Origin of the sequence: Sphingobacterium lumbrici (genome assembly GCF_006476045.1) — a bacterium.
Taxonomy (GTDB): domain Bacteria; phylum Bacteroidota; class Bacteroidia; order Sphingobacteriales; family Sphingobacteriaceae; genus Sphingobacterium; species Sphingobacterium lumbrici.
Map to the genome: position 1 here is coordinate 389,251 of NZ_SRZY01000023.1, position 25,780 is coordinate 415,030.

The 25,780-nt window shown below is 42.6% G+C and carries 18 protein-coding genes; 4 read left to right on the plus strand and 14 right to left on the minus strand.

What is annotated here, in order from left to right; genetic code table 11:
* Nucleotides 1–17 precede the first annotated feature (17 nt).
* From E4F24_RS07105 to xseA, 14 genes are all read right to left on the minus strand, one after another.
* A complete protein-coding gene (locus tag E4F24_RS07105; RefSeq protein WP_235891168.1) occupies nucleotides 18–1,430 on the minus strand; it encodes a 3-keto-disaccharide hydrolase in 1,413 nt (470 codons plus the stop codon).
* A 1,120-nt stretch (nucleotides 1,431–2,550) separates the two neighbouring features.
* The gene (rfbA, locus tag E4F24_RS07110; RefSeq protein WP_140937991.1) at nucleotides 2,551–3,417 is read right to left on the minus strand and encodes a glucose-1-phosphate thymidylyltransferase RfbA; all 867 of its coding nucleotides are present in this window, start codon (nucleotides 3,415–3,417) and stop codon (nucleotides 2,551–2,553) included.
* A gap of 32 nt (nucleotides 3,418–3,449) precedes the next feature.
* Complete coding sequence (gene rfbD, locus E4F24_RS07115) at nucleotides 3,450–4,304, minus strand: dTDP-4-dehydrorhamnose reductase (protein WP_140937992.1); 855 nt, start codon at nucleotides 4,302–4,304, stop codon at nucleotides 3,450–3,452.
* A gap of 50 nt (nucleotides 4,305–4,354) precedes the next feature.
* A complete protein-coding gene (gene rfbC, locus E4F24_RS07120) occupies nucleotides 4,355–4,912 on the minus strand; it encodes a dTDP-4-dehydrorhamnose 3,5-epimerase (protein ID WP_140937993.1) in 558 nt (185 codons plus the stop codon).
* A gap of 59 nt (nucleotides 4,913–4,971) precedes the next feature.
* Nucleotides 4,972–6,021, minus strand: coding sequence for a dTDP-glucose 4,6-dehydratase (gene rfbB, locus E4F24_RS07125; RefSeq protein WP_140937994.1), 1,050 nt, complete (start codon nucleotides 6,019–6,021; stop codon nucleotides 4,972–4,974).
* A gap of 21 nt (nucleotides 6,022–6,042) precedes the next feature.
* The gene (locus E4F24_RS07130) at nucleotides 6,043–7,425 is read right to left on the minus strand and encodes a nucleotide sugar dehydrogenase (protein WP_140937995.1); all 1,383 of its coding nucleotides are present in this window, start codon (nucleotides 7,423–7,425) and stop codon (nucleotides 6,043–6,045) included.
* Nucleotides 7,426–7,597: 172 nt separating this feature from the next.
* Nucleotides 7,598–8,344, minus strand: a complete 747-nt coding sequence (locus E4F24_RS07135) for a tyrosine-protein phosphatase (protein ID WP_140937996.1) — start codon at nucleotides 8,342–8,344, stop codon at nucleotides 7,598–7,600.
* A 249-nt stretch (nucleotides 8,345–8,593) separates the two neighbouring features.
* Nucleotides 8,594–9,220, minus strand: coding sequence for a response regulator (locus E4F24_RS07140; protein ID WP_140937997.1), 627 nt, complete (start codon nucleotides 9,218–9,220; stop codon nucleotides 8,594–8,596).
* Nucleotides 9,221–9,292: 72 nt separating this feature from the next.
* Nucleotides 9,293–9,934, minus strand: a complete 642-nt coding sequence (locus E4F24_RS07145) for an Asp23/Gls24 family envelope stress response protein (RefSeq protein WP_216629145.1) — start codon at nucleotides 9,932–9,934, stop codon at nucleotides 9,293–9,295.
* A gap of 142 nt (nucleotides 9,935–10,076) precedes the next feature.
* Entirely contained in the window at nucleotides 10,077–13,049 is a 2,973-nt protein-coding gene (locus E4F24_RS07150) for a sensor histidine kinase (protein WP_140937999.1), read from the minus strand.
* A 308-nt stretch (nucleotides 13,050–13,357) separates the two neighbouring features.
* On the minus strand, nucleotides 13,358–15,163 hold the full coding sequence (gene typA / locus E4F24_RS07155; protein ID WP_140938000.1) for a translational GTPase TypA: 1,806 nt from the start codon (nucleotides 15,161–15,163) through the stop codon (nucleotides 13,358–13,360).
* A gap of 306 nt (nucleotides 15,164–15,469) precedes the next feature.
* Complete coding sequence (radA, locus tag E4F24_RS07160) at nucleotides 15,470–16,849, minus strand: DNA repair protein RadA (RefSeq protein WP_140938001.1); 1,380 nt, start codon at nucleotides 16,847–16,849, stop codon at nucleotides 15,470–15,472.
* Between the two features lie 50 nt (nucleotides 16,850–16,899).
* Nucleotides 16,900–17,136 carry an exodeoxyribonuclease VII small subunit gene (xseB, locus tag E4F24_RS07165; RefSeq protein WP_140938002.1) on the minus strand — a complete coding sequence of 79 codons (237 nt, stop codon included), beginning with the start codon at nucleotides 17,134–17,136 and terminating at the stop codon, nucleotides 16,900–16,902.
* Nucleotides 17,126–18,397 carry an exodeoxyribonuclease VII large subunit gene (gene xseA / locus E4F24_RS07170; protein ID WP_140938003.1) on the minus strand — a complete coding sequence of 424 codons (1,272 nt, stop codon included), beginning with the start codon at nucleotides 18,395–18,397 and terminating at the stop codon, nucleotides 17,126–17,128. Before xseA ends, xseB begins: the two co-directional genes overlap by 11 nt.
* A 202-nt stretch (nucleotides 18,398–18,599) precedes the next feature.
* Between xseA and E4F24_RS07175 the strand changes: the two genes are divergently transcribed.
* From E4F24_RS07175 to E4F24_RS07190, 4 genes are all read left to right on the plus strand, one after another.
* Nucleotides 18,600–20,339, plus strand: coding sequence for a serine hydrolase domain-containing protein (locus E4F24_RS07175; protein ID WP_140938004.1), 1,740 nt, complete (start codon nucleotides 18,600–18,602; stop codon nucleotides 20,337–20,339).
* A 74-nt stretch (nucleotides 20,340–20,413) separates the two neighbouring features.
* Complete coding sequence (locus E4F24_RS07180; protein WP_140938005.1) at nucleotides 20,414–22,177, plus strand: CotH kinase family protein; 1,764 nt, start codon at nucleotides 20,414–20,416, stop codon at nucleotides 22,175–22,177.
* Nucleotides 22,178–22,400: 223 nt separating this feature from the next.
* A complete protein-coding gene (gene uvrA / locus E4F24_RS07185) occupies nucleotides 22,401–25,202 on the plus strand; it encodes an excinuclease ABC subunit UvrA (protein ID WP_140938006.1) in 2,802 nt (933 codons plus the stop codon).
* Between the two features lie 133 nt (nucleotides 25,203–25,335).
* Complete coding sequence (locus E4F24_RS07190) at nucleotides 25,336–25,770, plus strand: RrF2 family transcriptional regulator (RefSeq protein WP_140938007.1); 435 nt, start codon at nucleotides 25,336–25,338, stop codon at nucleotides 25,768–25,770.
* Nucleotides 25,771–25,780 lie beyond the last annotated feature (10 nt).

The following is a 25,780-nucleotide window of genomic DNA, read 5'->3' on the forward strand; positions in this document are numbered from 1 at the left end:
TTGTCCGGCCTAAAAAATTAATACGATTTGATTTTTATATTCCGAAAGGAAACCGCATCCCCATGATCCTGAAGCAGGATATGCCCTTGCTTTGCTTCTCCAAAATTTTCCCAATCTTTGTATTTACTCGTTGCCACAATATCTTTAAATGATTGAGATCCTCTTTCATAGGTCAGCATTTTTATGCCGTTAAGGTAGTGCGTTACTTTATTGTCCGGTGTTACGACAACACGGCCACGATTCCATGCACCTATCGATCTGCGGGCTCGCCCATCCCTGTTGGAAGTAATTAAGTCGTACAATGAAGCCAGTGTACGGTTACCATTATTGCCCAATTTAGCATCCGGATGCAGCGCATCATCCAACACCTGGAACTCCAGACCAATTGCCGACCCTTGGGTCTGCTCTTTCAGCGTAACGAAGTACTTCACGCCACTGTTAGCTCCCGCACTAAGTTTGAACTCAAACGAAAGATCAAAAGCTGCATATTGCTCTTGGGTAATGATGTCTCCTCCATTGGTAGATTCGCCTCCATCAGATTTCAACACATTGATCTGGCCATTATTAATCTCCCAGCCTTTACCGGGTAATTGTCCGGTACGTGCGCTTTTCCAGCCTGTAAAATCCTTCCCGTTAAACAACAGCTTATGCCCGGCCTTTTTTTCAGCTGCGGAAAGGTCGTTGGGTACCAAATTCAAAATATGTACATCCGCAGGAAAATCTTTCGGTTTCAGATTAGATGTCTGGATTTTGATATTCTTAAAATACACTTTCTTTCCATCCAGTTCAGGAGGGATACCATGCACCTGCAGGCCGATGAATCCGGTAGGATCTAAGGTATCGATTACATAAGCGGTTGGTACGCCATTTACCCAGGTTTTAAGTTCATTACCTATAGCTTCTATCCGTATGTGATTGTACTCTTCCTGCTTATAGGCCGCCTTAGCGTTTTCATTCAAATCCAAAGGATACAACCAGGATCTGCGGGCTTCATCATAGATACCACCCGTCCAGGCACGTTCGCTCGGATCAATTTCCACCTGTCTGCCATACACCCTACCTTTACCATTGTTGTCAGAGGGCTCAAAATGGCTACGGGTCTGGATGCCCGAATTGGTACTCGTCCCTTCCAGCTTTACATCCAGCTCAAGAATAAAATCTCCATACTCTTGCTCGGTAACGAGAAATGAATTGGGTGTACCTTTCGTCATTCTTCCCACAATGGCGCCGTCTACGACTTCATAAGGAGCTGCTCCACCCAACTTCTTCCAGCCCTTTAAACTCTTACCATCAAATAGATTTTCCCAGTTTTCTTTCTGATTTTTGTTGGCTTTGACCGTACAGCAAGACCAATAGGTAAAACAGGCAGCAGTCACGAGCACCACCGCAGCAATTTTAGTAAACAGTTTTTTTGTTGCTTTTATCATCATATTCATTTTATTCTAATTAGTTTATCATACATATTATATGGATCAAAGCCACAACCGGCCTCCTTTACAATCCATTTGTCTTATTCGTTTATCAACTTCGGCGTTAGTTTTACAGGCTTTAACCTCCTTTTGACGCACTTATACCCGGCAGGCAAGTGCAAAACCTTGGTTAGTGGCGCAATAAAATAAGTTGTAGACTTAGACAATATTATCAATTATTTACGAATAACTACGCTATATCAAGGTTATTTTTACGAAAACGTTTTAGCCCATTCCGTAAATCAGCGTACTATCGAAAGCATGAAAGGTTCCATGCAGCGCATAGCTTTCCTTACCGTATTCGTAACGATTTATTACAAATTTTTATATAACTCTTTTTATATTTTTAAAATTATTAACGCTACCAGACCCTGTTAAATGCAGCCTATATACTATCCGTACAAATAAGGATTCTGTTATCCCGCTACATTTTCACGATGTATTTCATCAAAAAGCATGGATAAAACATGCTTAGGGAATGCTTTTCCTTCCTGTATACGCTGTGTAAACTGCAATAGCATATTGTACACCACTTCTGTATACCGGCTGTCGTATATCCCCGATTCTCACCGGGAATAAACGGTATTTGCTGCTGTATGGCAAACTCTCCCTTTTTGCCCTTGCAGCCTGTCCGTAGAAATTACAGGCTGCACCTAACCGCTGTGATGAAAATGTTCCAACACAGGCAAAATAACATGATGATTAGCAAAAAAAATATTTTCATTTATTTATTGAATGGTTAATAAACTCAATTTAAATAATCCTTGACCTGAAGTCAATATTATTTTAAATCTCGGGTTACAATAATAAACAGGTTAATCCTGACTGCTAAAGTCACTTTAATGACATAAAGATATTTAAATTTATTTAAACCGGAAAAAATTATTGACTTATTTTTCAATAAATTTAAATATGTCAATACTTTTTTTTATTCAGCAGGTTGGTCTCCTTGAAATTCAATACGGAACAATTATATTTGTGTAATATTTTACCAAAAACAAACCTTCAAGGGGTCGGCAGCGGATCTCTGTAGCACGGTACAAAAGCCTTTCCTGCCGTTAACCAAAAACTTATTTTGATGTTAAATCACTTCTATTAACTGTAATAGATATTTTCCATAACCACTTTTAACTAAGGGTTCAGCCACTTTTATTAGTTCTTCCTTATTAATATACCCCATACGATAGGCTACCTCTTCGATTGCGCCAATCTTCATCCCCTGACGCTCTTCAATTACCTGAACAAACTGACCTGCCTGCATCAACGATTGGATTGTCCCTGTATCTAACCAGGCGGTTCCTCTATCGAATACACCTACTTTCAATTTACCACGTTTTAGATATTCTTTGTTGATATCTGTAATCTCCAGCTCGCCTCTTGCGGATGGCTTTATATTTTTCGCAATTTCAACAACGTCATTATCGTAAAAATATAAACCGGGAACGGCATAATTTGATTTTGGTATTATCGGTTTTTCATCAATAGAAACAACTTTATTATCCTTATCAAATTCTACGACACCGTAGCGCTGGGGGTCGTTTACAGGATAAGCAAAAACCACCCCTCCTTGTGGATCAGCACAGGATTGCAATAATTTGGACAGACCAGATCCATGAAAAATATTATCACCTAGAATTAAGGCGACTTTATCTTTCCCAATAAATTCCTCTCCCAATATAAAAGCCTGCGCAAGACCATCTGGAGAAGGCTGTTCTTGATACGAAAAGGTACAACCTATCTGCGATCCGTCACCGAGTAATTTCTTGAAGTTTGGTAAATCCTGAGGCGTAGAAATGATCAGAATTTCATTGATGCCAGCCAACATGAGCGTTGAAAGCGGATAATAAATCATTGGCTTATCGTACACGGGCATGAGTTGCTTCGATACCGCTAATGTCAATGGGTGTAACCGTGTACCAGATCCACCGGCAAGTATAATTCCTTTCATTTGCAATCAGATATATCCTTTTAACTTTCTAACTATCCTTCTAACTTCTTTAACATTTCTTCCAAACTATTCTTCCAGCCGGGTACTTTTACCCCAAATATACTTTTTATCTTGCCTTTGTCCAATAGCGAATACCGGGGACGCTTGGCCGGAGTCGGATAATGTTCGGTAGGAATAGGATTAATTTTACAATCCAGATTTTTTATTTCCCTAATTGCAACAGCAAAGTCGTACCAGCTGATTCTACCCTCGTTCGAAAAATGATAAATTCCTTTTTGCCAGTTGTCAGAATGGACAATATCGAGAATTGCCTTTGCCAGATCACAGGCGTAAGTCGGCGATCCAACTTGATCGTCAATGACGGATATTTCATCACGTTCGGTCATCAGCCGAATCATGGTTTTCACGAAGTTGGCCCCATAGCCGGAATATACCCATGCTGTACGGATGATAATAGCGTCAGCTCCCGACTTCAGGATCGCCTCTTCCCCTTTTTGTTTCGTAAGACCATAGATATTGATCGGATTGGTCGGCTCGTCTTCTTTTAACGGGATATCACTATTGCCTTGAAATACGTAATCTGTAGAGATATGGATCAGTTTCTTTTGGTTTTCGGCTGCCCATATTGCCATTGTCTCGACAGCTTTGTGATTGATAATATCTACCAATTCTGGTTCAGATTCGGCCTTATCAACCGCGGTGTAGGCTCCTCCATTAATAATGACATCGGGGCCTGCTTCTTCCAACACATCAAACACGCCGGATACATCGTCTAAAGGCATTTCCTTCCTGTCCAAAAATACAAATGTATCGTTCGGATAGTTGGGGTATAATTCTTTTATTTCAGATCCAAGTTGGCCATTGGCTCCGGTAACTAGTATTTTCATGTTGTAAAGTTAAATAGTTAGAAGGTTAAAAGGTGAGAAAGTCTAACTTACTAACCTATTCTCCTTCCAAACACTTCTTCAAACGCCGGCAATACTTGATCCTTATCTGAAACAAGCATCTCGTTTGCCGGTATTACCCAATCGATGCCCAAGGCGGGGTCATCGAATTTGACACCGTACTCTGATTCCTTGTTATAGAAATTATCGCACTTGTAGAAGAATGTCGCTGTTTCACTCAATACCACGAAACCGTGCAGGAAACCACGAGGAACAAATAACTGCAGGTTGTTCTCTTCTGATAGTTCCACAGCAATATGTTGCCCGAATGTGGGTGAAGCTGCCCGTGCATCTACCGCAACATCAATTACTTTACCTTGCAGTACACGCACCAGCTTAGCTTGCGCGTGCACGCCTGCTTGCGCATGCAGACCACGCAAAACGCCTTTGGTGGAATAGGATTGGTTGTCTTGAACAAAGTGTGTATTCACACCTGTCAAATCATTAAACGTTAGCTCGTTAAAGCTCTCAAAGAAATAGCCTCTACTGTCTCCTAATTTGGCAGGCTCCAGAATGAAGCAGCCTTTGAGTTTTGTCTTTTGTATTTTCATAACCTTGTAAAGGTGTAAAGTGATAAAGTTAAAGGGATATAAGGTGAGAACCTTCCAACTCACTTATACTGACCCTTATAATATTGCTGATAGTCCCCACTGGTCACATTATCCAGCCAAGCTTGATTATTCAGAAACCAATCAATTGTCTGTGACAGGCCTTCTTCAAAGGTAACAGATGGCTTATACCCGAGTTCTTGATTGATCTTGCCTGCATCTATTGCATACCGCAGATCGTGCCCGGCCCTGTCTTTTACAAAGGTAATCAGCTCTGCGGAGGTGCCGACCGGGCGACCTAGTTTTGCATCCATTTGCTTGCACAATTCTTTGACCAAATCAATATTTTTCCATTCGTTAAACCCGCCTACATTGTACGAGTCTCCGTTCTTGCCTTTATGAAACACCAAATCGATGGCTTTGGCGTGATCGATCACAAATAACCAATCACGTGTATATTTCCCGTCACCGTAGATCGGAAGCGGTTTATTATTTAATATATTATGGATACAGAGTGGAATCAATTTCTCCGGAAAGTGGTTTGGTCCGTAATTGTTAGAGCAATTTGTCAATACGACAGGCAGACCGTATGTATCGTGATATGCTCTTACGAAATGATCGGAAGATGCTTTGGAAGCCGAATAAGGGGAATGCGGATCGTATTTCGTGTCTTCGGTGAATAGGCCGGTATCTCCCAATGCACCATACACTTCATCGGTAGACACATGATGAAAGCGCTTGCCTTCGTAATTGTCTTTCCAAATTTCTTTTGCCGCATTCAACAAATTGACTGTGCCTATTACGTTAGTCATTACGAAAGCGGAAGGATTGGTAATCGAGCGATCCACATGTGATTCGGCAGCCAAGTGAATAATACCATCCGGCTTATATTCGTTAAAAACAGCAAAGATATGGGCCGAATCGGTAATATCTGCTTTGACAAAGCTATAATTCGGACGGTCTTCAATATCCTTTAAATTCTCCAGATTACCTGCATAGGTCAAGGCATCGAGATTGAGAACTTGATATGACGGATATTGCGTTACAAATGTTCGTACCACATGTGAACCTATAAAGCCTGCTCCGCCGGTTATTAAAATACGCTTGTTCATCCCTGCTAAATTACATTAAAATTATTCACCTATCGCGTAATACACAAACCCAAGTTCTTCGAGTTGCTTACGATTCAACAATTTACGTCCATCAAATACAAAAGAGGGCTTTTTCATCCCGGCTTTTATCTTAGCCCAGTCGTAACTCATAAATTCATCCCATTCGGTTAGCACAGCGATGGCATGAGCATCACGCATAGCTTCATAGGGATCTGTGGCAATCGTTACTAAACGTCGATTATCTTCCGGACTCCGTGTCCCTAAATAATCGAGGTCTTTGTAGATCTGCTCTGCCGATACTTTTGGATCGTAAACAACGACTTCCGCTTCTTCATTTAGTAGATGATCTGCAACATAGATGGCTGCCGATTCACGTGTATCATTGGTATCCTTTTTAAACGCCCAACCCAAGAACGCAATCTTCTTTCCGTTGACGGTATTGTACAAGGTTTTGATGATATTCTCTGCAAAGCGCACTTTTTGGTGATCATTTAACAAAATAACCTGTTCCCAATAATCCGCAACCGCATGCAAGTTATACGTACGGGCAATATAAACGAGGTTGAGAATATCCTTTTGGAAACAAGAACCTCCAAACCCCACAGAAGCCTTTAAGAATTTTGGTCCGATACGGCTATCCATTCCAATGGCGCGTGATACCTCATTTACATCCGCACCCGTTACCTCGCACAGCTCCGATATAGCATTGATAGAAGAAACTCGTTGCGCCAGGAAAGCATTTGCTACGAGTTTAGATAGCTCGGATGACCATAAATTGGTTGTAATAATCTTTTCCCGTGGAACCCAGTGCGAATATATATCGACTAAAGCCTGGATCGCGTCATCATCTTCTCCTCCGATCAATACGCGATCCGGATTTTGCAAATCGTGTACTGCTGTGCCCTCTGCTAAGAACTCGGGGTTGGATAGGATATGAAACTTAACGTCATTACCTGTATTGTGCAAGATGCTCTTTAATGCCTCAGCTGTGCGTACCGGTAAGGTTGATTTCTCGACAACAATCTTATCGGATGTAGCGACCGCAGCAATCTGACGGGCACAAAGCTCGATAAATTTCAGGTCTGCTGCTTGCCCTTTTCCTTTCCCATACGTCTTGGTCGGTGTATTCACAGAAATAAAAATCATATCCGCTTCTTCGATAGCCTTATCCACATCAGCCGAGAAGAACAGATTACGTCCACGTGCCTCGGCAACGACTTCATCTAAACCTGGCTCATATACCGGTAAATTGGACAAGTCACTATCATTCCAAGCAGCAATACGAGCTGTGTTAGAGTCAACGATTGTCACTTCTATCTCCGGGCAGCGCTGCGCGACAACCGACATAGTAGGACCGCCAACATAGCCGGCTCCAATACAGGTAATTTTTTTTATTGTTCTCATATTTCAAAGTGAAAAGGTAAAATTAAAAAAAATAAAAACCTACTATTGGGTATTTTTTAATTACGGACAAAAAAACTCCTTACCGGATAAATCTAATTTTATCCGGTAGGAGCTTGACAGAATGGAAAACTGCCTGGTCATTGGTTAATATATTGGTATAAAATTTCTTGTTTCATGATGTAATAGTAAATAGCGTTTCATTTTGCAGGGGACTATTTTTAAAAAAGCCGGATAGGTCCTGCTTTCTAACAAAATGCTCCAACGCTTCTATGTGCCGTTCCTGACGCACATCGGTACCGATGAGATCGACCAGCCCATGGGTTAACAAATAATCTGTTACTTTCTGTTCGCCAGGCCCGTAATATCCGTACATGGACAGCAGGTTAATTTGCAGCAGACACCCCCTGTCTTTATAGCGCTTAATCCGCTGTGGTGCATCATGGTAAAATACATATCGCTCGGGGTGCGCCAATATGGGCTTATAACTCATGCTCTGCAAGGAAAGGATTATCTGATCTATATTCCGGCTTTCTTCGGTATAAGGCATATCAATTAGCACATGTCTGCCGGGAAGGCATAGTAAGGGTTGGTATTTTTGTGTTAGCAGGGCTTCAAAATCTTGATCTGCCATATATTTTGCAGCATAACGGAGCTGGATGTTGCGGTCTCCTAAGACACCTATTACTTGTTGGTAGGCGTTGGTGATACTCGTAAGATCATTGGGGTACAGTCGCTTAAATACATGAGGCGTACCATAAAACTGATCAATGCCTAGCTGCTGCATCTGCTTTAACATCGCTATGCTCTCAGCGACAGAAGTGGCACCATCATCTAACCCCGGAAGTACATGCGAATGTATATCGACCCCCAGCCAGCTGAGGTCTTTATATTTCCGTTTACGATTGAAAAAGCTAAGCATAGTACGTACTCGCTATCTGTTCTTTTTTACGTTGTACGGGATATCCAAACATGAGACCCTCCTGCCAGGCCTGTCGAAACAGATTGTACAGATTCCCTTACATCAAGCTTTCCTGCTACACATTCACCTTCCAGAATGGAAACCGCGTCCGTGTAGCAGGTCAGCTATACTGCTTTTCACACGTAGATAATAACAAATGTAGGCTTTTACGCCTTGCGTATACCTACCCAAAAGGGTGGGTTTTTAAATCTATTTGTATTTTAAGATGAGTTCGGCCCGGCTATTGACCTGCAGCTTGGCATAGATATTACGAATATGGAACTTAACGGTATCTACACTGACAAAGATCTGCTCGGCGACTTTTTTGTAGGAGAGGCCTTGTTGCAACAGGGCGACTATTTCGATCTCCCGTGGGGTTAGCTGTTCAATGCGGGCATTACTCCGCTTGTTCAGGTGGGGATTAAAATGCTCGAATACCAAGCGGGCAACTTGCGGACTCATGACTGAACCGCCTTTCATTACCTCAAGCAGGCGCTCTTCGACCTCGAACAGGGGGGTACTCTTCAGCAGGTATCCGGATGCACCGGCACACAGGGCCTGAAACAGGTTGTCCCGATCGTCAAAAACCGTAAACATAACAACCTGTGTGGCGCTCGACTTCTTTTTAATATACCAGGTGATTTCGATACCCGATTTTCCGGGCAGGCCGATATCGCACAGGAATACATCGATCTCCTGCTTTTGCCAAACGGCAACAAGTGCATCAAATGAGTTGGCCGAAACCACAAGCTCAAAATGTGGGGAGGTAGAAAAAAAATTGACCAGGGAGTCCAAAACGGGTTGCCGATCTTCTACTATTGCTAAGCGGTATTTCATATTTGGCAGTGAGTGGTGAGTAATGAGTATTAAGTAGAGGGTATTTGCGAATTTGCGTATCTGCGAATTTGCCTACGTACGGATTTGCCTACGTGCGATGAAGGGGCGGAATGCCACACTCACAAAGATCCATATACTAAACAATAGAAAGAACAGACTTACCCATACCAGTTGACTGGTGTTCTTTAAAATAAAAGAGCCTTGCATCTCGTTGAAGAGTATGGTCACAATAAGTCCACTTTGTAGAAGCAGGTGGAGGGAATACAGAATTGAAAAGATAACCGCCGAATATCTCGCGCTTGCGCCAATCCGACTTTCTCTGGGATCGAACAGATAAAAAAGCCGCCACTGTGCCATCAGATACACAAAGGCCAACGCAAACTTAACAAGGTAATGCCATTTCTGGTCTATGAATCCGTAACTGTGCTTAAAACCCATCTGTAGATCAACAACAACAATTTCTAACAATGCAACCTGCTCTTCGCGACTGGCCAGGGCATAAGGAATCACATCTACTACACCAAATGCAAATGGCAGGAGATGCACAGCCCAATATTTCGAAATTTTGGCCCCAGGAGAAAGAGTGAACAGGGTATAATAATATGCACAGGGTGCGATGAGGTAGTACAACGGGATACCTTTGTTGTACAGTTCAGGGAAAAGTCGAATGTATCCGGTAAAAATAAACACGTAAATGACTGCATGCCAAAACATGGCGATAGCAGCCAGGCAGAGCAATTGCTCTGCACGTTGCCGGCGTCGCTCTTTATTCAGCAAGCGCAAGACGATGCCCAGAAAGCTTAACACCGAGCCCAATATGGCGAAAGATAATGCTAGTGTATAGGTTAGATCCATATTATCTTCGGTTTAAAGAGTCTAAAATAGTAGTTAATAGCCCGGAGCGGACAGGAACGGACACTTCTACGACGTAGCCCTCGGTGGTAAATTCCGAAACAAAAGTCGCACCAATCTGCTCGGCACGTATTTGCATATTCCGTTGCCCCTGCCCCACACGCATCTGTGCGTTATCTTCGATCTTGGCGGGTACATGTCCTGTATTCTTCACAACCATATCAATAGTCCCGGGTAAGACATGGAGTTTGATGTATATCTCGCCGGGGGCGGCATGTTTGCAAATATTGTGTAGCGCTTCTTTGTAAATGAGGTAGAGACTTTGCCGTACCGTCTGTCGCATTTTTCGTTCATACCGATGATTCATATCAAATGTAATCGGCATGCCTAATGGCTCAATCATCTGTCCGGCAAGGTATTTCATCCGATCGCCCAAGCTCCCTTTTTCATTATTCCTGGAATCGATCGCCCATATAATGTCATCCATCATCTGTATCGCCTCCCGGCTATAGTTACCAATGGCCTCCCCGGGTTTTTCATGCTTACCTACCCGACCCATACGAAGCAGATCGGCCTGCATGGATATACCGGTAAGCAGCCCTCCTACTTCATCATGCAGATCGCGGGAAATCTGCTTTCTTAACCGCTTTTCGCCTTTTGCTCTACTGGATCTTTCATAGAGAATAAAACTCGTCAAGCCGGCTATAAAAGTCAGAATCAATACATAAAACCCCATTGTCTCTGTAAAATTCGGCTTTTTGTAGAGGAGCCAATTCAGCTCATTGCTCCCCCCCTCATTACCTGCCAGTACCCTAACCGACACATGGTACTGACCTGTGGATAAACCCGAAAGATTGATTTGACCAGATGCGGGCATCGGTTGGTATCCTTCCATAAGGGGCACGATACGATACTCCATGCGGTAGGCCTGCCGGTATTGGTCCAAGTGTGCAAAATCCATCGAGAACCACACCGCATCGGCGGACATATAAATGGTATCTGTTAACTCTTGGGCAGCGTAGCTATGCCGGTATCGGTTCGAACGCTTGCCGATATGAATACCCACGAGTAGGGGGGCAGGTACGTAAAACTGATTAACCAGGGTTAGCAGTGCCGAAGGGTCAAATGCAATGTATCCGCCTGTACCGCCCATAAAAAGACGATCGGCTTTCTTATCGTAGTATATCGCCTGATGATTAAATTCTTCGAAAGGGAGCCCATCGCTATCGTAATAACTATATACCTGCCCGCGTTGCGTGCGTACCGACAGGCCTTCGTGGGTACCCATAAAAAGGGCACCATCGACCCAGGCCAACTGGTACACTGTATTACTTGCCAATCCATTTTTCTGATCGACGGACAGAGCCTGATTGTACTTATCCAGGACTATAAGCCCCCGACCTTTGGTAGCGAGATAGGTGTTTTCGCCCTGATGCAGGTGTGTATAAATATTTAGTTTGGAATAGTCTGCCGGATAAATTTTCTGCAATTGGCCTGCTCGCCACAGGTAGTAGCCATTTTCTGTCGTGAAGGATATGGCTTCGCCTTTCACCCCTATTGACATGATCCGCATGCCCTTGCTAAAGAATCCGATCTTACGATCCATAAGAGGTGTCACGATGCCCGAAGCAATGGCGTAACTCCATATTCCATTGGAAGTCCCCACCAGCAGAGTATCGGCACCCTGCATCAGCATACAAAAGGCCATAGAAGAGAATTCCTTATTCCAGATTGCCGGTACTTCTAACGGTGCCTTTGTGATCCGCCCATCGCTAAGGAATCCCAGGAAATCACCTTCTAATGCTATACAGGTGGTATCGGCATTGTGTTCGAGAAAAGCGTAATAATTATTTTCGGGGGCTTCGGTATAGGTACGCCTATCACCTTGAAGTGTCATGAGATCTAAATAGCCGTATCCACCGAAATAGTACTTGTCGTGCTGCCGGATCATTCCTCTGGAACTTCCGCTCTCTACAAAATCAAAATTGATTTTGGCCCGGAATACGCTATAGAGACCTTCATCTGTCGAGAGAAGCCACTCGTCTCCGGCTCGTTGCCAACCATTCAGCTTCCTGTAAAGTACATCTTCTTCGAGACGATGCCGCTCTTCGGCTAATAATACGAATGCCGTGTCTCTACTGTATTCAAAATAGCGCCCATTTTTATAGAATATCTTTACACGGTCCTTTTCGGTGAAAGACCAGTGGCTCCAATTCGTGAAGTCGTGGGTCACACTGCCACGCAAGCCGGACAATCTAAACTGTTGGCTGTCGAAAATATAGTAGCCGTATTTGTAATTGCGTATGAGTACTCCTCCCTTGAGGGGCAGCAGGTCCTCAACATAGTCAAACACCTCGGCGGGAATGGCTTTGAGCCGGCGCTTGTAGGTGTGCAGATCCATGTTATAAAGCTTCCCGTTAAACGCCAGCCATACCTGATCGTGATCGGCAACGAAAAGACGTCCCACGGTTCTTCTTCCTTTGCCCTGTTGGGGGTCAAAATAAAAGAGGAAGGTTTTGTGTTTTTCGTGGATCTGCCACACCATTCCCGTTTCGGTAGCGACAAAGAATGCGTCTCCCCGGTTAAACAGGCCTACAGCTCCAAGATTTTTTATTCCTTGCACATAGGAAGCGTGTCGGACAAATGACCAGCTATTGATATCAAATACGAGAAGACCATTGCGCGTGTTGAGCCACAGCCTGCCCCATGGATCTGCTGCCATAGACTTTACTTCATCATAGGGCAGCGACTGCGCATAAAGCTTGGCAAAGGGTATGACATTGACACCATCGTATCGATAGAGTTGACCGCCCGACAGGAGCCAGATCAGACCGGTTTGGTCTTTAACGGCAGCACGAATCATGCTATGCGACTTGTCTACACCTGCTAACACCTGCGTATAGCGATAGGGCGAAGCCTCCATCGAAAGGGGAAACAGGCAAAGCACAACCCACAAAAAGAGCAGCAAACGTGGCATATCGGTATTTATCTTAATGATCACTTAGGGTGTACGGTTACTAAATTAGTTTTTCTAATGACACACAATTACAGACATGACCGTCCGCTGGATATACCGTAAGTATATGCACGTAAGTAAAGGTCTGTGTATTTTTCCATCCGGCAAATTGGAATTCAAATCTAATCAAATTTGGATTGATATATAGCGAAATTAAAAGATCTTTTTTAAACTTTGTCGTGCTTTAGCTACAAAAAAGGAGAGCGTTAAAACAAAAAAAGCCTTCGAGAAGATCGAAGGCTTTAATATGTGTATATTTCAATAAACGCTTATTGGAATTTCTTAGCATTTACTTTACGCTCATTCTCTGTAAGGTAGATTTTACGTAAACGGATAGATTGAGGTGTTACCTCGATGTATTCGTCTGCCTGGATATACTCCATCGATTCTTCTAACGAAAATTTGATCGCCGGAGCAATACGTGTATTGTCATCCGTACCGGAAGCACGCATATTGGTCAATTGCTTACCTTTCGTGATGTTAATCGTTAAATCGTTGTCACGGATGTGCTCTCCTAGGATCTGTCCTTCGTAAATATCTACTCCCGGATCTACAAAGAATTTACCACGATCTTGTAATTTATCAATCGAGTAAGCTGTGGTAGTACCTTTGTCCAAAGAGATCAATACACCGTGCAGACGTCCAGGGATTGTACCTCTCCAAGGCTCGTATCCTTTTAAACGGTGTGCCATTACAGCCTCTCCTGCTGTGGCTGTCAATACGTTGTTACGTAGACCGATGATACCACGGGAAGGGATTTCGAACTCTAGGTGTTGCATTTCGCCTTTGGTCTCCATAATCAATAGCTCGCCCTTACGTTGGGTTACTAATTCGATTACTTTACCCGAAACTTCAGCAGGAACGTCAACCACCAATACTTCGATAGGCTCACATTTTTTACCGTCAATTTCTTTAACAATTACCTGCGGCTGACCTACTTGTAATTCGTATCCTTCGCGACGCATTGTTTCGATCAATACGGATAAATGCAGAATACCACGTCCGTATACCAACCAGGCATCCGGGGATTCGGTAGGAACCACACGAAGGGCTAAATTTTTCTCTAATTCTTTTTGAAGGCGATCGTGAATGTGACGGGAAGTCACCAATTTACCTTCTTTACCGAAGAATGGGGAGTTGTTGATCGTGAACAACATATTCATCGTAGGCTCATCGATATGGATAACCTCCAATTGCTCCGGATTATCAAAATCAGCAATCGTATCACCAATATCAAATCCTTCGATACCGACTACAGCACAGATATCACCACAAGCTACTTCGGTAACGCGACGACGACCCAGGCCTTCAAAAGTATGTAATTCTTTAACACGGGATTTAACGATTTTACCATCACGTTTCATCAAAGAGATAGGTTGATTTTCTTTGATTGTACCACGTGCCACACGACCAATCGCAATACGACCTACGAAAGTAGAGTAATCTAACGAAGTAATCTGCATTTGTAATGTTCCTTCTACAAATGGTGAAGGCGGGAAGTGATCTATGATCGCATCCAATAATTCAGATACATCTTCTTTTGGTTCTTTCCAATCGGTTGACATCCAACCTTGTTTCGACGAACCGTATAATACAGGGAATGCCAATTGCTCTTCTGTAGCATCTAAGCTAAAGAACAGATCAAATACATTCTCGTAAACTTCTTCAGGACGACAGTTTTCTTTGTCTACTTTATTGACAACAACCAATGGTTTCAGACCTAAAGCCAAAGCTTTTTGTGTCACGAAACGTGTTTGCGGCATCGGGCCTTCAAAAGCATCTACCAATAACACAACACCATCAGCCATTTTTAATACGCGCTCTACCTCACCACCGAAATCGGCGTGACCAGGAGTATCAATAACGTTGATTTTTACACCTTTATATTGTACAGATACATTCTTAGCAACGATCGTAATACCGCGCTCCCGTTCCAGATCATTGTTATCTAGAATTAAATCACCTGTACCGTCATTATCTCTGAAAAGATTTGTGAAGTGTAAGATTTTGTCTACCAGCGTAGTTTTACCGTGATCGACGTGAGCGATAATCGCTATATTTCTGATATTTTGCATTTAGCAACGATATTATATAAAAATTTGAGGTGCAAAGATATGAATTTTGAACCTCACTTTTAAATATTTAGCGTGAATATTTTGTTAGTTTTTTGTTTACCTCTACTAAAAAACCCGGAAACAACCGACTGAATACCTGCCAATTAAAGGTTGAGGGCATTTTTTTTACAAAAATCAATCTGCAATTATTTTAACATTTTTCAGAAATCCGCTGTCCTCAAAGGTCTACAAAGCCCCTCATAAACTGGTTTACAGCTATTGGAAGCCACTGACTTCGGGTAGTCGTAGGTTCTCAGGGCGCAAAATCTATCCAAATAAAGCGCTGAACAGATTCTCTAACGTGGCCATAGGCCGGATAGCGATATCATACTTTTTGACATCCAGTCCTTTTACATTGTATTTGGAAATAAATATACCGTCAAAACCTAGTTTTTCGGCTTCGGCTATGCGCTGTTCAATGCGGTTGACGGCACGGATCTCCCCGGATAAACCGACTTCTCCTGCAAAAGTAACATTCGTTGGCAACGGGATATCCTGCTGAGAAGATATCAGCGCCGCTATAACGGCTAAATCTATGGCGGGATCTTCGACCCGAATACCCCCGGCGATATTTAAGAATACATCCTGTGCACTCAGACGAAATCCAAACCGCTTTTCGAGCACGGCCAACAACATACTCAATCGCTTCGCATCAAAGCCTGTAGTGGTACGCTGTGGTGTTCCAAACGCCGAATTACTAACCAACGCCTGTACTTCGATCATCAACGGTCTGATGCCCTCTAACATGGCCGCAATGGCTACACCGCTGACGGGTTCTTCCCGTTGCGACATCATAATTTCGGATGGATTAGATACTTCGCGCAATCCGGAACCCTGCATTTCATAAATCCCTAATTCGGAAGAGGATCCAAAACGATTTTTTACGGAACGGAGAATCCGGTACACATGATGACGGTCTCCTTCAAACTGCAGCACGGTATCGACCATGTGTTCTAACACTTTTGGTCCTGCAATAGCACCATCTTTGGTGATATGTCCTACGATAAATACAGGTGTGCTGGTTTCTTTGGCAAAGCGTAGCAATTCTGCGGTACATTCACGGACCTGGGAAACTGAACCGGGTGCTGACTCGATCTGCGATGAATGGAGTGTCTGAATGGAATCAATAACAATAATATTGGGCGCTATAATCTCAATCTGCTTGAATATATTCTGTGTAGATGTCTCTGTAAGGATATAGCAGTTCGCTTTGGAATGTTGTACTAATCGCTCGGCGCGCATTTTAATCTGTTGCTCACTTTCTTCGCCCGATATATACAGTGTTTTGACCTGCGGTATATTCAAGGCAAGCTGTAACATCAAGGTGGATTTACCGATACCGGGCTCTCCTCCAATCAAGACGAGCGACCCGGGGACTATCCCCCCTCCCAACACCCGATTGAACTCTTTGTCGGGCGTGGCCAACCGATGTTCGTCCTGATACACAATTTCATGTATGATCGCTGCTTTGTTGGCTCGTTTAGAAGAGGTAGCGGAACTCCGCCATTCGGGCACTTTGGAACTGGATTTTTCGACAACTTCCTCTACAAAAGAATGCCATTGCTTACAGGAGGGGCACTGCCCAAGCCATTTTGCGGATTCATAGCCACAGGATTGACAGAAGTATGCTGATTTTGATTTTGCCATTGTACGAAAATACTAAAAAAATGAAGCGCTTTAGGGATAAAACTTAAACACTATTCCTCTTCCGGCGTTTCGGAATCCGATTGCGGAAGCTCTTCGGTAAGTTCTGCTAATAGCTTGTCTACTTCTGCTTCCGTGGCGGTAAGTTTCATTTTGCAAACGGCAATTAATTGAGAAGCCCGTTTTATTTTTTCGGAAAGCTCGTCGACATTTACTTTCCCCGTTTCTATTTCAGCTACAATGATTTGTAACTCTTCAAAAGCTTCTGTATAGGTATAACTATTGGCCATGATCTTCTTCTTTATGTGTAACTGTGCCGGTAATTTTTCCGTCTATAAAAATGGTTTCTATTTGATCTCCCTCTTGTAATTGATTGATATGGGTGACAATTTTTCCATTCGATCGGGTAATACTAAACCCTCTTTTTAATAATTGTGCTGGATCGGCTAATTTAACGAGTCGGTCGAGATGTTTGAGGCTGACGCGCTTCTCTCGTAAGAATTGATCGCTAAAGAGCTGCAAACGCTGCGTAAATATCTGTATGCCGTGTTTTTCGGATGCAATTTTATTTTTACTGCTCCAGCTGATCCGCTGCATCGACTGTGCGATTGTATTCCGCTCCCGCAAAAAATGCTGTTTGGAAAAATAAATAAGTTTCTCCCGGGATTGGTCCAGTGGGATAGCGAAGTTGTGGAATTTCTGGATTAGAAAATCAGCAAGTTCACTTGGGGTTATCGCATTTTTATAGGCTACCATTTCACTTACTGTTTCATTTGTCGAATGACCGATACCTGTTAATATAGGCAATGGGAATATGGCAATAGCTTTGGCAAGCAAGTAATTGTTGTAGCTGGAAAGGCCAACCTCGCCTCCCCCTCCACGGATAATGGCAACCGCATCATATTTATCTGTGCGCTCGGCTAATATGCTGAGCTGTTTGATGATGGAAGGAATCGATTTATCGCCCTGTAAAAGTGCCGGATATAGGGTTGTTTCAAAGCGGTACCCCCAGGGATTGTTATTGATGATTTTGTAAAAATCGGATAAGCCTTTACTCGTTTCGACAGAAATAATGGCTAAGCGTTTGGGAACTGCTGGAAAGGGTAGCTTTTTATTGGTATCGAAAATACCTTCTTGCTGTAGCTTCAGGATACTCTCCTTTTTCTCACGCTCCAGTTCTCCCAATACAAATGTGGGATCAATATCGACGATTCGAAGGCTTAGACCATACATGGGATCGTACGAGATGCCGGCTTGAAACAGCATGGTAATTCCATCCCGCAATGGCTCGTTAAGCAGCTTGATAAATTGTTGATTGATGCGTTGAAAATCGGTTTTCCAAAGGATGGAGCGTATTTCAGCCACTATTTTGCCGTCTTTCTTTTCAACCAGTTCAGGATAGCAATGTCCGGAGTGTGAATAATGGTTTAATTTATTCATTTCGGCTTTGATCCAATACAAATTCTTATAGCGATCCGCAATTGTTTTCTGAATACTGCGTGTTACTTCTAGTAAAGAAAAAATGGTTTTGCTGTCAATAACCTCCGGCATAACCAAACTTAGCTAAAATGTGTTAAACTTTCGAATACATGACAAAAAAAAGATTGAGGGAGGTTAAGATAGGGGACATTTAAATGATATCATCAAACCTTCCCGGCTGTTGTTCACTGCTTAGAAAGGAGATGATTGTAAGAAGCAAAAACATGCAGCTTCATGCGGTTTTATTGCTAAATTTACTTCAAGAAGCAAAACTATGAAAACAACAATTCCTTTATTTCTACGATTCACACTGATCGGTATTGTTGTAAGTACTTTACATCTGTCTGCGCAATACAAACAAACAATCGTAAACAGAACTACACTGGTACAGAATAAAGAAAATATGATTCCTCTGCAGCGTTTGGATAAGCTAAAAATAGCTGTGATAACTCCGGTAAAGGGCAAATATAATACGTTTATCGAACAGCTTCAAAAATATGCCGAAGTGCGTGTTTTCGATTTTAACATGTATGAAGAAAATACCAAACACTTTAATACAATCATTGTAGCCACTACAGAGAGGGATCTGAGGAGCGATTTGGTAGCCCTGTTGCAACAATCTGCTGTGAATAGAAAACATGTCATCCTGTGCCAGTTCCGGGAATCTGCATATCTGAGGAATCTATGGGCTTCTCCTAATTACTTATCGGCATTCACCGAGCTTGTGGCTCCGAGTTTCGATGCTACATCTCAGCGAAATGCAGCGATGTCCATTTTTGGTGGTTTGGCACTCACGGAAGGGAAATTAAAAACGGAACAAACACGCATTCAATATACAGTGGGAGACAGTTTGGGATTAAATATTTCGAAGATGACAACGCGAATAGATGCCATTGCAAAAGAAGCGATTGGCAAGCAAGCTACTCCGGGTCTGGTTGTAATGGCTATAAAAAGTGGGCAGGTTATTTTTGAGAAAGCTTACGGTTCACATACCTACGAAAGTAAGCAGCCAACAGCCGTCGGCGATATTTTCGACCTCGCATCGGTGAGCAAAATTGTGGGCACCACGCCCGTAGTGATGACATTGCTGGAAAAGGGCATTATTCATTTGGATAGCACAATCGGACATTACCTGACTCAGACCAAAACAACGAACAAAGCGGATATCACGATACGTTCGGTACTGTTGCATGAGGCGGGCTTTACGCCTTTTATCCCTTTCTATCGTAATTTGAAGCCGGGCGACCTGCAGTCATATTCGGATACTGAACATCAGGTCAAAGTAGCCGATAATGCTTTCCTGAAAAATAATTATTACCGGGATGTGATGTGGCCGGAGATGCTTAATTCTGCGGTGAAGTCCATTGGGAATTATGTGTATTCGGATATCAGCATGTATGTAATGAAGGAAATTGCAGAACACAAAACGAGTACCCCGATGGAAGAATTTATACAGGATTTCTTATATAAACCTATCGGGATGAAAACTGCTGGTTATAACCCACGGACCCGCTTTGATAAATTGCGTATAGTTCCTACCCAGAATGACACCTCTTTTCGTAAAGTACTGTTGCAGGGCTATGTCCATGATGAGGGAGCTGCCATGGCGGGAGGCATAGCTGGTCATGCCGGATTATTTGCTACGGCCAATGATCTGGCAATATATGGTCAGTTGCTCTTAAATCGGGGAGAATATGGTGGTGTTCGTTATTTCAAACCTGAAACGGTAGATTTGTTTACCTCGAACCAATCGCAATCTAGCCGTAGGGGATTGGGTTTTGACAGAGCTGATCCGGATCTTAAAAAGGAATATCCTTCCAAATGCGCGAACAGTTCGGTATACGGCCATACGGGCTATACCGGAACTTGTATCTGGATCGATCCAAAACATCAATTGGTATATATATTTCTTTCTAATCGGGTACATCCACAGGTATCGGGCAAGCTATTGGAGCTGAACATCCGCAGCCGTATTCAAGATGTTATTTATGAAGCAATTAACGAAGTAAAATAAAGAATATGCAATTATAATTGTATATAAAGCCAAATTTCCCTAAGTTTAGGGAAAAAACAACCATAAACTCACTTATGATGTCCTATCGTATATTATTGTACTTTATTTTCCCTGTTCTTTTTTTGGCTAGTTGTCAAAAGGAAAGAACACCTGAAGAGCTAACAATTACCGCCATTGAATTATTGGCAGAAGACAATTCCGATATACTTTCAAAAAATTTTCTAATAGAAAAAGAAGGTAACAATTTTAGGTTGACATTACCCCAAGCGTTAAAGGGCAATACACTTACCTTTCACGTGCATCATAACGGTAGCTCCCTTTCCGTCAATGGACAAAAATTTGTTACTTCCAAGATAGCAGTCGTTTTAGCGGAAAAGCTGGATTTTAACATTGCTGACGAAACGGGGCGAACAAAGCCCATATCACTCTCTATATCATATACGACTCAGCAAAATATTACAGCTACAGACTTTATCCTCACAAAAGCTTTAAACCCATCCTTACAAAATGACATACTGCTACAGGAAAGTAACGGCGTGCTATCGGCCTCCATTCCAAAGTCTATCAACAAAGAGTTGGTTCTTTCTTTTACAACAAATGCCTTAACTGTACTCGTAAATAATCAGCCACAAAAAAGTGGAGAAACCCGAAATGATTTCACCAATGAACTAACGTACATCTTTATCCATGAAAACGGGGTGAAGAAAGAGCTGATCTTAAATATACATTGGATAGAGGCAGATATTCCACATATTACTATCGTGACCCAAAATAACACAGAGATTACATCGAAGTCAACTTATCTTCAGGCCACAATCGCGATAGCGGGACACGGTCTTTACAGCGATTTTACAGGCACTACAGAGATTCGTGGAAGAGGAAATTCAACTTGGAGCTATCCAAAAAAACCATATCGCCTGAAATTATCCGCAAAAGCGGAGATATTGGGGCTACCAAAAGCAAAAAATTGGGTATTGCTGGCCAATTACATCGATCCTTCTTTAATGTGTAATGCTGTAGCCATGAAAATTGGACATGATCTGGAAGTTCCTTTCACGAATACAATCATCCCGGTTGATCTTACGATTAATGGAAATTACAGAGGCAGCTATGTATTGACAGAGCAGGTAGAAGTCGATGAGAATCGGGTGAATATTGGGGAGGAAGGCTGGCTACTGGAGTTGGACAGCTATTATGATGAAGATTATAAATTCAAAAGCTTAAGTTATAATTTGCCCGTGATGGTAAAGGAACCCGAACTTCAACATGAAAGTGAGATTATTCCTATAAAAGCAGCCTTCGAAGCAATGGAAAGTTTAATTATCAGCACTGGTTTTCCAAATAATAATTATGCAGATCATTTGGATATTCCGGTATTGACAAAGTACTTACTGGTCTATTTTCTAACAGGAAATGAGGAGATGAACCACCCCAAAAGTATCTATCTGCATAAAAAGGCGAGTGGTAAGTTTACTTTTGGGCCACTGTGGGACTTTGATTGGGCTTATGGGTACGAGGCTGGAGGTAACCATTTTTCAAATCCAAATCGGCCGCAATTTTGGAGCTCTTCTCATGTAGGGCGTAATTTTTTCTTCCGCATTTTGGAATCGCCTGAAGTGCGAACGGAGTTTAAGAAAAACTGGCAGGACTACAAAACAAACAATCTCAGCAAACTGTACACATATATTGACGAATATGCGGCACGAATTAAAGCTTCCCAAGCACGGGACTTTGCAAAATGGAATAAAGGGGCTGATTTTGACGGAGAGGTGAATAAGATGAAAATATACTTACAGAACAGGGCAAGTTATATAGACAACTACGTGCAAAGTTTTTAACAATAGGAGTCGGGCTTGGCCCCGACTCCTATTGTTGGTCATCCAGTTGGATGATAAACTCTGCCTCGATATTGGAATACATAATATACTATGTGTCGAAGGTAAGTAGGATATAGTTACATCGAAATAACATGTATTGCAATAATTTACGTAATCTGTAATCGCAAGATATACCGACCCCTTAAATTGCATATCAGGTACAATTTATCTAGCTTTGTTGGCTATGCAAAAAAAAGGAGAAAACAACGCACGATCATATATTCAAATAAAAGGAGCCCGCGTCAATAATCTAAAAAATATTGATGTGGATATTCCTAAAAATAAACTCGTCGTCATCACCGGAATGTCTGGTTCCGGAAAATCATCCTTAGCCTTTGACACACTATATGCCGAAGGCCAACGTCGCTATGTTGAAAGCCTTTCTTCTTATGCACGTCAATTCATGGGCCGTATGAATAAACCGGAGGTAGATTATATCAAAGGTATTGCGCCGGCTATTGCTATCGAGCAGAAAGTCATTACCAGCAATCCACGTTCTACTGTAGGGACTTCAACAGAAATATACGATTACTTAAAATTGCTGTTTGCACGGATAGGTAAAACTATCTCTCCTATTTCCGGGAAAGAGGTAACGAAGGATACGGTTTCTTCCATCGTAGACACACTTATAGCTTATCCAATCGATAGCACGCTTACGATTTTGAGTCCGCTGATCCCGCTAAATGAACGAAAACTTAAAGAAGAACTGTCGCTGTTGCTTCAGAAGGGATTTGTGCGGGTAATTTTCAACGGGAATATGCACAAGATTGAGTCGTTGCTCGAAGATAAGGATGTGCCAAATAAACAGGTCAAAGTGGGCGGAGTAGAGATCGTAATAGACCGCATCCGACTGGATAAGGAGGAGGATACCATACACCGCATAGCGGATTCTGTACAGACGGCATTCTTCGAGGGAAAGGGCACCTGCGCTATTGAAATTGATGATGAGCGACTTTCATTCTCTGATAAATTTGAGCTGGATGGGATGACTTTCGAAATTCCTACGGCCAACTTCTTCAGCTTTAACAATCCATTTGGCGCCTGCCGAAGGTGTGAAGGGTACGGTAAAATTATCGGAATAGACCCCGACCTGGTTGTACCTGACAAAAGCAAATCGGTATACGACGGTGCTATTGCTCCGTGGAGAGGTGAAAAAATGGGGGGCTGGTTAGACAATTTAGTCCGTACAGCGCTCAAATTTGACTTCCCCATTCATCGGTCCTATGGCGACCTCACACCCGACCAACAAAATCTATTATGGACGGGAAACCGGCATTTTAATGGATTGGACGCATTTTTCAAAGAACTGGAAGAACAGACGTATAAAATACAGTACCGTGTAATGCTCTCACGATACCGAGGAAAAACAGATTGCCCGGAATGTAAAGGTAGCCGCCTACGCAAGGATGCTTCTTTTGTGAAAGTGAATGATAAATCGATCATCGATGTCGTCCTGATGCCTATCGATAAGGCACTTGCATTTTTTCAAAACCTCACCCTCACGGATAATGAACAGATCATTGCGAAAAGACTTTGCGCAGAGATACTGAACAGAATCCAATTTTTGTGTGATGTTGGGCTGAGTTATTTGACATTGAACAGATTGAGCAACACCTTATCTGGTGGGGAATCGCAACGTATTAATCTGGCCACTTCATTGGGAAGCTCTTTGGTTGGTTCGATATATGTACTTGACGAACCCAGCATCGGCCTTCATCCCCGTGATACGCAGAAATTGATCGGTGTATTGAAGTCTCTTCGCGATGTGGGTAATACCGTCATTGTGGTAGAACATGAACAAGAAATGATGGAAGCCGCGGATTACCTGATCGATATCGGCCCGGAAGCGGGAATCAATGGTGGTGAGCTGGTATTCGCCGGAGATTACGACCAAATATTAAAAGACAAACATTCCCTTACGGGTAAATATTTAAGCGGCGAATTACAGATTCCTGTCCCTAAAAGTCGTCGTAAATGGACGGACACGATTCGGATCAAAGGTGCACGTGAGAACAACTTAAAAGGTATAGACGTGGATTTTCCACTAAATGTATTTACCGTTGTGACGGGCGTTTCGGGTTCGGGTAAGACCTCTCTCGTAAAACGGATCCTCTTCCCGGCATTGCAAAAGGCAATTGGAAATTACTCCGGCGAACAAACCGGTATTTTTGACGCACTCGAAGGCGACTTCGAACAAATAGAGCAGGTAGAAATGGTGGATCAAAATCCAATTGGACGATCTTCCCGCTCTAACCCGGTGACGTATGTAAAAGCCTGGGATGAGATTCGTGCCTTATATTCTAATCTTCCTGCTGCCAAAGCTAATGGGTTAAAACCTTCGGCCTTCTCGTTCAATGTGGAAGGAGGTCGTTGTGATGTGTGCCAGGGAGATGGCGAAGTAAAAATAGAAATGCAATTCATGGCAGACATTGTATTGCCCTGTGAGGCCTGCGATGGAAGACGTTTCAAACAACACGTGCTGGACGTACAATATAAAGGGAAATCGGTTGCTGATATTCTGGACTTAAGCATTGATGAAGCACTGTCCTTTTTCAGAGATCAACCAAAGATTTTGGCCAAATTACAGCCGTTACAAAATGTAGGCCTGGGCTATGTCAAGCTCGGACAGTCATCGAGTACCCTTTCGGGAGGTGAGGCACAACGGATTAAACTCGCATCCTTTCTCATTAAGGGAAACAATCAAAAGAAAACGCTGTTTATCTTTGACGAACCCACCACAGGCTTGCATTTTCACGATATTGAAAAGCTTCTAAAATCTTTCGATCAGTTGATTGCTTTGGGTAATAGTATATTGGTCATCGAACATAATATGGATATGATCAAATCCGCAGATTGGGTGATCGACATTGGTCCTGAGGGAGGTGACAAGGGAGGAAATCTAGTATGCGTCGGAACTCCGGAAAAATTAGCGGATTGTACAGCCTCTTTTACAGGACAATTTCTTATACCCCATCTAAAGTCCTAACTTGGTATTATTATATACAATTGTATGTAATGGCATTAAATGGAAATATCGGAGATCCTGTCACAGGGGGACTGGGTCAATAATTTTTTTTACGCTTTAAATTGCGTATTTTTGACGCTTAAGAGGAAATACTATGCTGTCTAAGAAAACAAAATATGCGATAAAGGCACTGATGGTACTGGGTAGAAACTACGGTCAGGAGCCAATACAGATTATAAAAATTGCAGAAGAAGAACGTATTCCGAAAAAATTCTTAGAACAGATTCTCTTGGAGATGAGGAATGCTGGAATTTTGTATTCCAAGAAAGGTGCTGGAGGAGGGTACAGCTTAAATAAAGCTCCTGAAGACATCTTCCTATCGCAAGTGATGCGTTTGATCGATGGCCCCATAGCTTTGCTCCCATGCGTTAGTCTCAACTTTTATCGCTCTTGCGAAGAATGTGTTGAAGAGCATGCATGTGGCATCAGGGATACTTTTGTAGAAGTGCGGAATGCGATGCTCCAAATATTGAACGACACCAGCATTGCCAGTCTCATCAATAAGGAAAAAGAACTTAATCTCGATTAAAGAGAAATTA

Bases quoted from the DNA above. Each gene is read 5' to 3' on its own strand.
- E4F24_RS07140 (WP_140937997.1), bottom strand. From the start codon at position 9,220: ATGAAATACCGCTTAGCAATAGTAGAAGATCGGCAACCCGTTTTGGAC.
- E4F24_RS07145 (WP_216629145.1), bottom strand. From the start codon at position 9,934: ATGTTTTGGCATGCAGTCATTTACGTGTTTATTTTTACCGGATACATT.
- E4F24_RS07180 (WP_140938005.1), top strand. From the start codon at position 20,414: ATGATGTCCTATCGTATATTATTGTACTTTATTTTCCCTGTTCTTTTT.
- rfbC (WP_140937993.1), bottom strand. From the start codon at position 4,912: ATGAAAATACAAAAGACAAAACTCAAAGGCTGCTTCATTCTGGAGCCT.
- E4F24_RS07135 (WP_140937996.1), bottom strand. From the start codon at position 8,344: ATGCTTAGCTTTTTCAATCGTAAACGGAAATATAAAGACCTCAGCTGG.
- xseA (WP_140938003.1), bottom strand. From the start codon at position 18,397: ATGCCGGAGGTTATTGACAGCAAAACCATTTTTTCTTTACTAGAAGTA.
- rfbA (WP_140937991.1), bottom strand. From the start codon at position 3,417: ATGAAAGGAATTATACTTGCCGGTGGATCTGGTACACGGTTACACCCA.
- E4F24_RS07105 (WP_235891168.1), bottom strand. From the start codon at position 1,430: ATGATGATAAAAGCAACAAAAAAACTGTTTACTAAAATTGCTGCGGTG.
- xseB (WP_140938002.1), bottom strand. From the start codon at position 17,136: ATGGCCAATAGTTATACCTATACAGAAGCTTTTGAAGAGTTACAAATC.
- E4F24_RS07175 (WP_140938004.1), top strand. From the start codon at position 18,600: ATGAAAACAACAATTCCTTTATTTCTACGATTCACACTGATCGGTATT.
- rfbB (WP_140937994.1), bottom strand. From the start codon at position 6,021: ATGAACAAGCGTATTTTAATAACCGGCGGAGCAGGCTTTATAGGTTCA.
- E4F24_RS07150 (WP_140937999.1), bottom strand. From the start codon at position 13,049: ATGCCACGTTTGCTGCTCTTTTTGTGGGTTGTGCTTTGCCTGTTTCCC.
- typA (WP_140938000.1), bottom strand. From the start codon at position 15,163: ATGCAAAATATCAGAAATATAGCGATTATCGCTCACGTCGATCACGGT.
- rfbD (WP_140937992.1), bottom strand. From the start codon at position 4,304: ATGAAAATACTAGTTACCGGAGCCAATGGCCAACTTGGATCTGAAATA.
- E4F24_RS07190 (WP_140938007.1), top strand. From the start codon at position 25,336: ATGCTGTCTAAGAAAACAAAATATGCGATAAAGGCACTGATGGTACTG.
- uvrA (WP_140938006.1), top strand. From the start codon at position 22,401: ATGCAAAAAAAAGGAGAAAACAACGCACGATCATATATTCAAATAAAA.
- radA (WP_140938001.1), bottom strand. From the start codon at position 16,849: ATGGCAAAATCAAAATCAGCATACTTCTGTCAATCCTGTGGCTATGAA.
- E4F24_RS07130 (WP_140937995.1), bottom strand. From the start codon at position 7,425: ATGAGAACAATAAAAAAAATTACCTGTATTGGAGCCGGCTATGTTGGC.